The organism is Robertmurraya sp. FSL R5-0851, assembly GCF_038002965.1.
Lineage (GTDB): Bacteria > Bacillota > Bacilli > Bacillales > Cytobacillaceae > Robertmurraya_A > Robertmurraya_A beringensis.
The window spans coordinates 4,140,524-4,153,301 of sequence record NZ_JBBOOE010000001.1 but is presented as its reverse complement, the minus strand read 5'-3'; the positions used below and the strand labels follow the sequence as shown (position 1 = coordinate 4,153,301).

General features: G+C 43.8%; 14 protein-coding genes. All 14 read left to right on the top strand.

What is annotated here, in order from left to right; all coding sequences use genetic code 11:
- Positions 1–108 precede the first annotated feature (108 nt).
- A complete protein-coding gene (locus tag MKX65_RS21340) occupies positions 109–1,713 on the top strand; it encodes an alkaline phosphatase (protein ID WP_340905482.1) in 1,605 nt (534 codons plus the stop codon).
- Between the two features lie 129 nt (positions 1,714–1,842).
- The gene (gene hprK, locus MKX65_RS21335; protein WP_340905481.1) at positions 1,843–2,781 is read left to right on the top strand and encodes an HPr(Ser) kinase/phosphatase; all 939 of its coding nucleotides are present in this window, start codon (positions 1,843–1,845) and stop codon (positions 2,779–2,781) included.
- Positions 2,782–2,802: 21 nt separating this feature from the next.
- Positions 2,803–3,621 carry a prolipoprotein diacylglyceryl transferase gene (lgt, locus tag MKX65_RS21330; protein ID WP_340905479.1) on the top strand — a complete coding sequence of 273 codons (819 nt, stop codon included), beginning with the start codon at positions 2,803–2,805 and terminating at the stop codon, positions 3,619–3,621.
- A 170-nt stretch (positions 3,622–3,791) separates the two neighbouring features.
- A complete protein-coding gene (locus MKX65_RS21325; protein ID WP_340905478.1) occupies positions 3,792–4,736 on the top strand; it encodes a nucleoside recognition domain-containing protein in 945 nt (314 codons plus the stop codon).
- Positions 4,726–5,376 (top strand): pyrophosphatase PpaX, encoded by a 651-nt coding sequence (gene ppaX / locus MKX65_RS21320; RefSeq protein ID WP_340905476.1) that lies wholly within the window; start codon positions 4,726–4,728, stop codon positions 5,374–5,376. The genes MKX65_RS21325 and ppaX overlap by 11 nt, the downstream gene beginning before the upstream one ends.
- Positions 5,376–5,915 carry a DapH/DapD/GlmU-related protein gene (locus tag MKX65_RS21315; protein WP_160548668.1) on the top strand — a complete coding sequence of 180 codons (540 nt, stop codon included), beginning with the start codon at positions 5,376–5,378 and terminating at the stop codon, positions 5,913–5,915. The genes ppaX and MKX65_RS21315 overlap by 1 nt, the downstream gene beginning before the upstream one ends.
- Before the next feature lie 224 nt (positions 5,916–6,139).
- A complete protein-coding gene (locus tag MKX65_RS21310) occupies positions 6,140–7,318 on the top strand; it encodes an ATP phosphoribosyltransferase regulatory subunit (RefSeq protein ID WP_160548669.1) in 1,179 nt (392 codons plus the stop codon).
- A gap of 2 nt (positions 7,319–7,320) precedes the next feature.
- The gene (gene hisG, locus MKX65_RS21305) at positions 7,321–7,959 is read left to right on the top strand and encodes an ATP phosphoribosyltransferase (RefSeq protein ID WP_119709982.1); all 639 of its coding nucleotides are present in this window, start codon (positions 7,321–7,323) and stop codon (positions 7,957–7,959) included.
- 6 nt (positions 7,960–7,965) lie between these two features.
- On the top strand, positions 7,966–9,231 hold the full coding sequence (hisD, locus tag MKX65_RS21300) for a histidinol dehydrogenase (RefSeq protein ID WP_340905473.1): 1,266 nt from the start codon (positions 7,966–7,968) through the stop codon (positions 9,229–9,231).
- Positions 9,232–9,342: 111 nt separating this feature from the next.
- The gene (gene hisB / locus MKX65_RS21295) at positions 9,343–9,930 is read left to right on the top strand and encodes an imidazoleglycerol-phosphate dehydratase HisB (RefSeq protein ID WP_160548671.1); all 588 of its coding nucleotides are present in this window, start codon (positions 9,343–9,345) and stop codon (positions 9,928–9,930) included.
- Positions 9,931–10,566, top strand: coding sequence for an imidazole glycerol phosphate synthase subunit HisH (gene hisH, locus MKX65_RS21290; protein WP_340905471.1), 636 nt, complete (start codon positions 9,931–9,933; stop codon positions 10,564–10,566).
- Positions 10,563–11,291 carry a 1-(5-phosphoribosyl)-5-[(5-phosphoribosylamino)methylideneamino]imidazole-4-carboxamide isomerase gene (hisA, locus tag MKX65_RS21285; protein ID WP_119709978.1) on the top strand — a complete coding sequence of 243 codons (729 nt, stop codon included), beginning with the start codon at positions 10,563–10,565 and terminating at the stop codon, positions 11,289–11,291. The genes hisH and hisA overlap by 4 nt, the downstream gene beginning before the upstream one ends.
- Position 11,292: 1 nt before the next feature.
- Positions 11,293–12,051 (top strand): imidazole glycerol phosphate synthase subunit HisF, encoded by a 759-nt coding sequence (hisF, locus tag MKX65_RS21280; RefSeq protein ID WP_340905470.1) that lies wholly within the window; start codon positions 11,293–11,295, stop codon positions 12,049–12,051.
- A complete protein-coding gene (hisIE, locus tag MKX65_RS21275) occupies positions 12,048–12,689 on the top strand; it encodes a bifunctional phosphoribosyl-AMP cyclohydrolase/phosphoribosyl-ATP diphosphatase HisIE (protein WP_340905469.1) in 642 nt (213 codons plus the stop codon). Before hisF ends, hisIE begins: the two co-directional genes overlap by 4 nt.
- Positions 12,690–12,778: the final 89 nt, after the last annotated feature.

The window sequence follows — 12,778 nt, the reverse complement described above, 5'->3', positions numbered from 1 at the left end:
AAAGAAAAGGAGGTTTTTTATTTGCATTTTCCCACATTAATTTCCATTTCCCCGGTTACTTTCCAACAACATGAGTAAAATAAACAACGATTGGGAAAGGAGGCTTTTATGAGCAAGAAATTACTGATTACAACCTTAGCGTGTATCATTTTACTTGGAAGTGTAGGGTGTACAGAGATGAAAGCACAGCAGCCGCAAACCGAGTCCCCGAGAAATGTCATTATGATGGTGATGGACGGAACAAGTTCGGGAGCGATCGCATTAGCCCGTTGGTATAAAGGAAGAGATCTTGCGCTAGATCAAATCTTGACGGGGGGCGTGCGAACGTATTCGGCAGAATCTGCGATCACAGACTCAGCGGCTGCGGCCACTGCTCTGGCAACTGGAAACAAAACGGATGAGCATTATATTGGGCTTCTTCCATCGAAAATTACAACACCAGGTAAGCAGGAACAAAATCCAAAGCATGCACTCATGCCGGTAGCCAATGTTCTAGAAGGAGCGAAGCAAGTAGGGAAAGCGACTGGTATAATTGCTACCTCTGAAATTCAACACGCCACACCTGCCGGATTTTCCACACATGTTCCGAGCCGGAAGCAAAAAGAAGATATTGCTGAGCAACAGGTGTATCAAGAAATTGATGTTGTACTTGGTGGGGGAGCCGTTCATTTAACAAATCGTAAAGACCAGGAAGATCTACAAAAGATCATTAAAGAAAAAGGCTATCAATGGGTCAACACGAGAAGTGAATTGCAAAAGGCGAACGGGCCAAAAATCTGGGGAAGCTTTGCCGAGCAGTCGCTTGCATACGATATAGACCGTCCAGCAACAAAGCCTTCCGAGCCAACTCTTGCTGAGATGACAAACAAAGCGATTCAAACTCTTTTAAAAGACGAAGATGGATTTTTCCTGTTTGTGGAAGGAAGCAAGATTGACTGGGCTGCACACAATAATGATATTGTAGGTATGATTAGCGATGTATTAGCCTTCGACGAGGCGGTAAAGGAAGCAGTTAGGTTTGCTGAAAGAGATGGAAACACGCTGGTGATTGCCGTGACTGATCATGGAAATAGTGGAATCTCGATAGGGAACCGGCAAACATCTAGATCGTATGCGCATACTCCTGTTGAAAGCATTATTCAGCCATTGAAAAAAGCCCAGCGGACGATCGAGGGTGCACTACAGGACCTTAAGCCTGATCGATCCAATATCAAACAAGTGGCAAAGCAGTATGGGCTGGATCATTTATCAAACAATGAAGTAAGAATGCTGATCAACTCCAATCATGTTGGAGCCGATCTATCTGCTATGTTAGCAGAAAAAGCCCAACTTGGTTTTACAACATATGGTCATACGGGAGAAGATGTATTTCTGTACGCGTACGGTCCGTCTCATCCGACAGGCTTCCTAGAGAATACGGAGTTACCTGAAAAAATGGCAGAGTTCATGGGGTTTAACTTAGAAAAGTTGAGTCAATCGTTGTTCATAAATGCAAAGGATGCATTTGAGAAGCAAGGCTACATCACAAAAATTGATCACTCGAAAAAATATAATCCTGTATTTGTAGCTACTAAAAGAGACATCTCCATTGAAATCCCTGCGAATAAAAATATCATTACGGTAAATGGAAAGCAGTATCCTCTAAGGGGGATCTCGATATTCAATGGAAGGGATTTCTTTGTGAGTGAACAAGTAAAAGAGTTTACCCCTTAATTTCTAGCCCTTCTCAATTTGAGGAGGGTCATTTTTTTGACAAAATACGCGGATCAAATTTGGTTCTTTATAAAAAGATGGTAAAATAGATAGGAATTGTCTCTTTACATACAGAGGAGGAACACGACCATGGCGAAAGTTCGCACGAAAGATATTATTGAAAAATTTGACCTTGAGTTAATTAGTGGAGAAGAAGGAATAAATCGCCCGATCACGATGAGCGATATCTCTAGACCGGGTATTGAGATAGCAGGGTTTTTCGATTATTATCCAGCTGAGCGGATCCAACTTCTTGGGAAAACAGAGCTAACCTTTGCGGAAAAATTGTCGCCAACGGAGCGTGCCATTCGTATGGAAAAGCTTTGTACGGATGTAACTCCCGGAATCATTGTAACTAGGGAGCTTGAGGTACCTGAAGAACTGATCGAAGCCTGTGAACGTGAGGCTGTGCCGCTTATGCGTTCTAGACAGAAGACGACACGTTTTTCTGGACGATTGACGAATTTTTTAGAAAGTAAGCTTGCACCTACAACGGCTGTTCATGGGGTTCTCATTGATATTTATGGAGTAGGAGTTCTAATCACGGGGAAAAGTGGCGTCGGGAAAAGTGAAACGGCTCTTGAACTCGTCAAACGTGGACATCGATTGGTTGCAGATGATTGCGTAGAAATTCGTCAGGAAGATGAAGATACGCTTATTGGTAACTCTCCAGAATTGATTGAGCATTTACTTGAAATTCGCGGATTAGGAATCATTAACGTGATGACACTGTTTGGAGCAGGAGCGGTTCGTAGTCATAAACGTATTACATTAGTTATTAACTTAGAATTATGGGATCAAAATAAGCAGTACGACCGCCTAGGGTTGGACGAAGAAAAAATGCGAATCATTGACACAGATTTAACAAAATTAACGGTTCCTGTTCGACCTGGTCGGAACTTAGCCGTTATTATTGAAGTAGCAGCGATGAACTTCCGTCTAAAGCGAATGGGAGTGAACGCAGCGGAGCAGTTTACGAATCGTCTGGCTGATGTGATTGAAGAAGGCGAGCATGACGAAGAACATTAATCCTAAGGAGGATGAGCTGTAATGGAATCAACTATTCAACCGATTGACCCAGTTGCGTTGTCACTCGGTCCAATCCAGATCCATTGGTACGGTGTGATCATTGGGGTGGGAATTGCACTTGCATTGTTTTTAGCGATGCGAGAAGGTGAAAGAAGGGGGCTACATAAAGATATTTTCCCAGATTTGATGCTTTGGGCGATCCCTATTGCCATCATTTCAGCTCGTATTTATTATGTGGCATTTGAATGGGATTATTACTCGCAAAATCCAGGTGATATTATCAAGATTTGGAACGGTGGTATTGCGATTCATGGCGCACTCATCGGTTCGGTTATTACTGCGATTGTGTTTTCAAGGAAGAGAAATATTTCGTTTTGGAAGCTTGCGGATATTGCTGCCCCAAGTATTATCATTGGGCAAGCCATTGGTCGTTGGGGGAATTTTATCAACCAAGAGGCACATGGGGGCGAGGTAACGAGAAGCTTTTTAGATGGCTTATTCTTACCAGAGTTTATCATTAACCAAATGTATATTGATGGCACCTATTATCATCCAACCTTCTTATATGAATCAATCTGGAATCTTTTAGGTTTTATTTTATTAATGTCACTAAGAAGAGTGAATTTACGACAAGGTGAGATTTTCCTTTCCTATGTGATTTGGTATTCCATCGGTCGTTTCTTCGTGGAAGGAATGCGTACGGACAGCTTGATGTTAACAGAATCTTTACGTATTGCCCAAACGATTTCGATTGCCTTAATTGTTATAGCCGTTGCATTATTCGTTTATCGAAGAGTAAAAGGATACGCGAAGGTCCGGTATTTGGACCAGAGTGTGTAAAACAAAGAGAGAAAAGGGTGCCATTTCTCCTTAAGGAGAAACTTTACCCAATATGAAATAAGTGAGAGGGACAGTTTCGCCTTTCGCCACCTGGTGTTGCTACGCAACAAAGGCTGGCTTCAGGGGAAACTGCCCTCATCCTAATACAAATAAGGGAGCACGGAGAGAAGATGCTACAATCTACGAAAGCAGGGTTTTTCGTCGGTTTGAAGACCGTTTGGGCATTGGGGAAAATAATATTTCCGGTTGCCCTTATCGTTGCTTTGCTGCAGCACACCCCTGTTCTGCCATGGGTGATACAGTTAATTACTCCTTTGATGGGGATTTTTGGACTTTCTGGTGACGCAGCAATTCCTCTCGTACTAGGAAACTTTCTCAACCTGTACGCGGCCATCGGCGCCATGCTTACGATTGATTTATCGGTAAAAGAAGTGTTTATTATCGCAGTTATGCTTTCTTTTTCACATAATATGCTCGTGGAATCGAGCGTCGCCATAAAGGTAGGCGTGAAGCTTTGGATTGCTCTTACCGTTAGAATTGGATTGGCCATTTTTTCAGGAATTGTGATAAACCTTGTGTGGCAAGGTGGAAGTGAACGTGCGCAATACGGGCTGGTGGCAGCGAAAGAAGAAAGTGTGAGTGGAGTCATTCCTGTTCTTCTCGATGCTTTGCAAACAGCCGCACTTGGAATTGTTCAGTTAGCTATGATTGTCATGCCGTTAATGATTGTGATTCAAATTTTAAAGGACTTAAAATGGCTTCAGGTGTTTTCTCGATGGATGGCACCAGTGACAAGAGCATTAGGAATGAAGGAAAATACATCAACCACTCTTGCGGCAGGATTGATCTTTGGCCTTGCGTATGGAGCGGGCGTCATGATTCAGGCTGTAAAAGAGGATGGAGTGAGCAAAAAGGACGTAACGATTGCATTCATTTTCCTCGCAGCCTGCCACGCCGTTGTGGAAGATACCCTCATCTTTTTACCATTAGGAATACCTGTCCTTCCTTTACTACTCATCCGTTTAGTATTGGCGATCGTATTGACCGCCATCGTGGTGAAGGTATGGAAGCGAGTGGAGTTCTCAAAACGAAAGGAAACAGTCTATGACCACTAAAACAACAACCATCTTATTTGATTTAGACGGAACATTAATTGATACAAACGAACTGATTATTCAATCCTTTCTACACACCTTACAGCACTATTATCCTGACCAATACAAGCGTGAGGATGTGATCCCGTTTATGGGACCAACGCTCGTAGAAACATTTGGTGGAATGAATCCGGATAATGTCGAGGAAATGATAAAGACTTATCGATCCTTTAACATTAGTAATCACGATTCGCTTGTAAAAGAGTTCGAGGGTGTAAAAGAAACGGTTATTGCCTTGAAGGACAAAGGTTATAAGATTGGAATCGTGACGTCGAAAATGTCTGACGTTGTGATGAAAGGGTTGAAGCTAACCGAGCTAGATCCTTATTTTGAAATTGTCGTGGCACTTGATCATGTGGAAAAAGCAAAGCCAGACCCAGGTCCGGTACGTATGGCATTAGAAAAACTGCATTCTACTCCAGAGGAAGCGATCATGGTTGGAGATAACCATCATGATATTTTAGGAGGGAGAAATGCGGGAGTAAGAACGGCTGCAGTGGCCTGGTCGATTAAAGGTCGTGACTATTTAGCCAAATATAATCCAGATTATATGCTTGAAAACATGACTGATTTACTGGCGATTTTAGAGGCAGAAGGATAATGAGAAGGACAACTCGCTACCCAGTTGAAGGAGCGAACTCTCTCTGGCATGTATACAAAACCGTCCCTTTTGTAAAAGTCGTCAAAAACTTCATTGTAATCCAACTCGCACGATATACACCATTTTTAGGAATGAAAAACTGGTTGTATCGAACATTTCTAAAAATGAATATTGGTGACCAAACCTCGTTTGCTCTTATGGTTATGCTTGACATTATGTTTCCAGAAAAAATCAGCGTGGGCAAAAATACGGTCATCGGTTATAACACCACGATCCTTGCACACGAATACTTAATCAAAGAGTATCGGTTAGGAGAAGTGCAAATCGGGAGCGAAGTAATGATCGGAGCAAATACCACGATTTTACCTGGCATCACGATTGGAGACGGAGCCATTGTATCAGCGGGAACGCTCGTCCATAAGGATGTTCCAGCAGGAGCGTTCGTTGGTGGCAACCCCATGCGAGTGATTTACACAAAAGAAGAGCTCACAGCAAGATGGGAAGAGGATCCGATTTACGGAAAAGAAAAGCTTCATTAACAGTAGTTAGTGAGGCTTTTTTTATATCATTGTCGATTGGTGTACATAATCGAGCCTTTATTGCGCTAGCAATAACAGCGAAGAGAATGGACGCCAATCGACTTTGTTACCAATTTTTCAGTTGACGACTTCCTTGAGAAAGGAGTAAACTACATATAACTTCAATTTGCTAACATATTAGCGAACTAAAGGATTCGGAACATTTTGATATAGAGGTGATTGTCTTGAGTCGTTTGTTTATGTTCGAAAAACCACTTGGAATGAGGGATACTCTTCCAGGATTATACGAAACGAAAAGCATTGCTAGAGATGCGATCAAATCTGAAATGAAACGTTGGGGCTTCCAGTTTATTGAAACGCCCGCACTTGAATATTATGAAACGGTCGGAACAGCTTCGGCTATTCTTGACCAGCAGCTGTTTAAATTATTAGATTCACAAGGTCATACACTTGTGCTGAGACCGGATATGACTGCCCCAATCGCGCGTGTGGCAGCATCTAAGCTGTTAAAGGAAGACTTGCCACTGCGTTTGGCCTACTCGGCGAATGTTTACAGAGCACAGCAAAGAGAAGGGGGCAGACCAGCAGAGTTTGAGCAAATCGGTGTGGAGTGTATTGGCGACCATACGATTAGCGCAGACGGAGAGGTCATCGCTCTATTAATCTCGTCATTACGTGAGGTTGGACTACCTAAGTTCCAAATTTCCGTTGGTCATATCGGCTTTGTTCAGACATTGTTCCAGCAAATTCTAGGAACGGAAGAGCGGGCCCAAGCATTAACGAAATATTTATATGAAAAAAATTATGTAGGATACCGTGAGCATGTAAAAAACCTTGCGTTATCTTCCATTGATAAGCAAAGATTATTGGATTTCCTAAAGCTTCGCGGAGGCGAGGAGGTTCTAAGCTTTGCGAATGATATTATTGAAAACGAAAGTGGTCGTGAAGCCCTTTCTCAGCTTCAGCAATTGTGGGAGATTGTCGTAGCCTTTGGTGAGGAAGATAAGCTGAAGTTTGACCTAACACTTATTAGTCATATGAGCTACTACACAGGAATCGTGTTTGAAGTGTATTCTCACGCGGTAGGTACACCAATTGGAAATGGCGGCAGATATGATCTTCTTTTAGAAAAGTTCGGGAAGGCAACGGGAGCGACCGGGTTTGCACTATACTTAGACCGCTTAATTGAAGCGCTTGGTGGAGTATCAGAAGAAACACCGATGACATGTATTTTATTCAGTGATGAACGACGACAAGAAGCGTACACGGTGGCAAAAGAAAGACGCGCCATCGGAGAAAAAGTCGTGTTACAAGATATCAATGGTGTGAAAAATATTGATGCATGTACGAATCAATATACAGATATCGTCTTTTTAATCGGAAAAGCAGGCAGGGGGTCTTAACAGTGAAGGAAATGCTAACAATTGCAATGCCGAAGGGGCGAATTTTTGACGAAGCAGTCGAGCTTCTCCGTCAAGCGGGCTTCAATCTTCCACCAGAGTTTGAAGACTCTCGCAAGCTCATTATCGATGTGGAACAAGAGCAATTTCGCTTTATTTTAGCGAAGCCGATGGACGTCCCTACTTATGTAGAACACGGCGTGGCTGATTTAGGAATTGCAGGGAAAGATGTTATGCTTGAAGAAGAGCGTGATGTGTATGAACTATTAGATTTGAAAATTAGTGCCTGCTACTTGGCGGTTGCAGGTTTGCCAAATACAAAAATGAACGATGTGGCTCCAAAGGTGGCTAGCAAGTATCCGAATGTGGCTGCTGCCTACTTCCGTGAACAAGGAGAACAGGTGGAGATCATCAAGCTGAATGGTTCGATCGAACTGGCACCGATCATCGGATTATCTGATCGCATCGTAGATATCGTGTCTACAGGAAAAACACTAGTTGAAAATGGACTAGTAGAATATGAGCGCATTGCCGATATTACCTCTCGTCTGATCGTAAATCCGGTCAGCTACCGAACAAAGGATGAGCGAATTAGTGAGATCGTTGATAAGTTAACAGACGTGATTCACGGAGTAAGGAGCTAAAATAGGATGAGAATTCTAAAGGTGAGTGAGGCAGTTAGCATTAAGCGTTCGGTGGATGCAGGAACCGAGGAGCAACGCCAAACGGTAAAGGCAATTATTGAAGATGTACGAAAAAATGGAGATACGGCTCTATTTTCCTATACAGAAAAATTTGATCGTGCCACGTTAACATCGATGCAGGTTTCTGAAGAAGAAATTCGTGAAGCATACGAGGAAACAGGTGCGGAGTATGTGGCGATTATTAAGGAAGCAGCTGAAAATATTCGCTCGTTTCACGAAAAGCAGGTTCGCAATTCATGGCTCACGACTGAAGCGAACGGAACGATTCTTGGTCAAAAGGTCACTCCACTTGATTCTGTTGGGGTGTATGTGCCAGGTGGAACTGCGGCGTACCCATCGTCTGTTCTTATGAATGTGATGCCAGCAAAAGTGGCTGGGGTTGAACGCATCGTCATGGTGTCTCCTCCAGGTGCTAATGGAAAGTTACCGGCAGCCGTCGTTGTTGCGGCTCAAGAAGCTGGTGTGAAGGAGATTTTTAAGGTAGGGGGAGCACAAGCAGTTGCCGCTCTTGCTTATGGAACAGAAGCGATTCAGCCTGTTGATAAAATCGTCGGACCAGGTAACATCTATGTGGCCCTAGCCAAGCGTGAAGTTTTCGGTGACGTGGCCATTGATATGATTGCAGGTCCTAGTGAAATTGCTGTTTTAGCAGATAACACAGCTCGAGCAAGCGAAGTGGCTGCAGATCTACTTTCTCAGGCTGAGCATGATGAAAGAGCATGTTGTGTGCTTGTTACCACATCGCAAGAGTTAGCGGAACAGGTTTCTAAAGAGGTTGTTCGTCAGCTCGAAACACTTCCTCGTAAAGCCATTGCCGAACAATCGATCGCTGAATATGGAGCGATTTATGTGGCGGACACATTAGAAGAAGCGATTGCGACGATTAACACATTGGCGCCAGAGCATTTAGAAGTAATGACGGCTAATCCAATGGAGCTTTTAGGGCAAATCAAACATGCGGGTGCCATTTTTATCGGTCGATACAGTTCCGAACCAGTCGGAGACTATTTCGCAGGCCCCAACCATGTGCTGCCAACTAACGGAACCGCCCGTTTCTCAAGCCCATTAAACGTAGACGATTTCCAAAAGAAATCAAGCATTATCTCTTACAGTGAAAAAGCCTTACAACAAAACGTCGAGAAAATCGCCGCCTTCGCAAGACTCGAAGGCCTAGAAGCTCACGCAAGAGCGGTGGAATCACGATTTAAATAAATGGAATAGGGGGCGTTTCCACCCGAAGAAGCCTTTGTTGCGTAGCAACACCAGCGCACGGAGGGTGAAACGACCCCTTGACCAACACTTTTTTGAACAGGAGGATTCGGGATGACAAGGTCAGCAAGTATAACAAGAAAAACAGGTGAAACAAATATAGAACTTGCTTTAACGATTGATGGGGAAGGTAAATCAGAACTAGAGACGGGCGTTCCTTTTATGACACATATGCTTGATCTCTTCACCAAGCACGGTCAATTTGACTTAACCATCAACGCCAAGGGTGACACAGAGGTGGACGATCACCACACAACAGAGGATATTGGTATCTGCTTAGGACAAGTCCTTCGTGAAGCGTTAGGCGATAAAAAAGGAATCAAGCGCTACGGAAATGCTTTTGTACCAATGGATGAGACACTTGCACAAGTCGTCGTTGACTTAAGCAATCGTCCGCATTTAGAAATGCGCGCACACTTCCCAAGTCAAAAGGTTGGAACCTTTGACACCGAGTTAGTTCATGAATTTCTTTGGAAGCTTGCCCTTGAAGCACGAATGAACCTCCATGTGATTGTTCACTATGGTCAAAATACACACCATATCATTGAAGCAATTTTTAAAGCGTTAGCTAGAGCATTGGATGAAGCAACCACGATTGACCCAAGAATAAAGGGCGTTCCATCAACGAAAGGGATGTTGTAAATGATCGGAATTATTGATTACGGCATGGGGAATTTGTTCAGCGTTTCGAAGGCCCTCGAACGGCTCGAAGCTCCTTACTTCATTTCAGAGGATGCTAGCGAACTGCTACAAGCTGATAGCTTAATCTTACCAGGGGTTGGATCGTTTAAAGATGCTATGGAAAAGCTGAACGAATCAGGCCTGACTACGATGATCAAGGAATATGTGAAAACTGGAAAGCCATTGCTAGGTATTTGCCTTGGTATGCAGCTGTTATTTGAAGAAAGCGAAGAGAACGGCTTAACAAAGGGGTTAGCGTTACTACCAGGAAACGTGATTCGTTTTCCCGGAGAAACTCCTGAAGGAGAGGCGTACAAGGTTCCGCATATGGGCTGGAACAATATTCACTTCTTCTGTACCTCGCCGATTTTAGAAAATATTCATGAAGACTTTGTGTATTTTGTTCACTCGTATTACGTAAATACACCGGATCATGAGGTTGTCATCGCTAGCTGCGATTATGACGTGGAAGTACCTGCTGTAGTAGGTCGAGGAAATGTATTCGGTATGCAATTTCATCCGGAAAAAAGCAGCAAGCTAGGCATGGAGCTATTGCGTAATTTTACTGAGCTAACGAAAGAAAGGGTGGCACGATGAGCTTTACTATTTATCCAGCAATTGATATGCGCGGGGGCAAATGCGTCCGCCTTTTACAAGGAGATTATAATCAAGAAACCGTGTATGGAGATTCTCCATTTGATATGGCGAAAAGCTTTGCCGATGCAGGAGCCGAGTGGATACATATGGTCGACCTTGACGGAGCAAAGGATGGCAAGCGTGTGAACGATCGTTTTGTGATCGAGGCTGCCCAAAAGCTTGATGCGAAAGTACAAATTGGTGGTGGGATTCGTACGGAGGAAGATATTCTTCATTACCTAAACAATGGCGTATCACGTGTCATTATCGGGAGTGTGGCCGTATCAAACCCAGAGTTTGCTATTGAAATGATTCAAAAGTACGGAGAAAAGATCGCGATCGGGCTCGATGCGAAGGATGGCTATGTGGCAACGCATGGTTGGCTCGATACTTCTTCTGTCACAGCGGTTGAGCTTGGTAAGCGTCTAGCTGAAGCCGGTGCAGAGACATTTATTTTTACAGATATCGCAACAGATGGGATGCTTTCTGGTCCGAACTTATTGGCGGTAGAAAAGCTGGCGGTTGAAACAGGAAAAAGCGTCATCGCCTCTGGCGGGGTAAGTGAACTTGCTGATCTGCGAGCATTGAAGGAGCTTGTAGGTAAAGGTGTGAGCGGTGCGATTGTGGGAAAAGCGATTTATGAAGGTCGATTCTCTGTTCCTGAAGCATTGAAAGAGGTGAAGTAACATGCTAACAAAGCGTATTATTCCCTGCCTGGATGTGAAGGACGGTCGTGTGGTAAAAGGAATTCAGTTCGTACAGCTACGCGATGCAGGAGACCCCGTGGAACTGGCTCGTTTTTACGATGAGCAAGGAGCAGATGAGTTAGTCTTTTTAGATATTTCTGCTTCGCATGAAGGTCGCGGAACGATGGTGGATGTGGTTAAATCGGTTGCTTCCGAGCTAGCAATTCCGTTTACTGTAGGTGGGGGGATTAATTCCCTAGAAGATATGAAGCGCATTTTACGTGCTGGTGCTGATAAGGTGTCATTGAATACGGCTGCTGTGCTAAATCCTGAGCTTATAACCGAAGGAGCGAACTTCTTCGGAACACAGTGTATCGTCGTTGCTATTGATGCGAAATTCGATAAAGAGCTTGGTTCTTGGCGTGTTTTTACACATGGTGGGCGAAAAGCTACCGAGTATGAAGTCATAGAATGGGCAAAAGAAGCGGTTCGTCGTGGGGCAGGAGAGATCCTATTAACAAGTATGGATAGTGACGGAGAAAAGAAGGGCTTTGATGTGGCCTTAACTCGTGCGGTGAGCGAAACGGTTTCTGTTCCAGTCATCGCCTCCGGGGGAGCAGGAAACTCTGCGCATTTTGCGGAAGCCTTTTTAGAAGCAAAGGCAGATGCAGCGCTAGCGGCATCAATTTTCCACTACAAGGAAACATCAGTTGAAGAAGTGAAATCATTTCTAAAAGAAAAAGGGGTGAACGTACGATGAATGTAAAGTTTGATGAAAACGGCTTGCTGCCGGCAATCGTTCAGGATGCGGTGACGAAGGAAGTATTAACCCTTGCGTATATGAACAAAGAGTCTTTAAATAAATCGATAGAAACGCGTGAAACATGGTTTTACAGCCGATCACGTCAGGAGCTTTGGCATAAAGGGGCAACAAGCGGGAATACACAGAAAATCGTTGATATGAAGTTCGATTGTGACCAAGATGCAGTGGTTGTACTAGTAGAACCAGCTGGTCCTGCTTGCCACAACGGAACAACCAGCTGTTTTACAGAGAGTGTGTTCACAGGTGAAGAGGCAGCGTCTGGAGCGGAAAGCCTAGCAGACTACCAAATTTTATTTGAACTTGAGCAGTTGATTCGCAACCGTGAAAAAGAACGTCCAGAAGGTGCATACACGACGTACTTGTTTGAAAAAGGCGTTGATAAGATTTTGAAAAAGGTCGGCGAAGAAGCATCTGAAGTCATCATCGCTGCGAAAAACCGCGATGCTGAGGAGCTAAAGTGGGAAGCAGCCGATTTATTGTACCACTTATATGTATTGTTGGTGGAGCAAGGCTTGCCAGCTCGAGATGTCTTATCTGTATTAAATAAGCGACATGAAAAATCATCAGCAAAATAACCAGCCGAGGGGCTGGTTTTTTGTTTTTAGACAAGCTTCGTCTAATAGTCTTTCTACATTCATGGTTTCAGCCAACTAGGACTTATGAT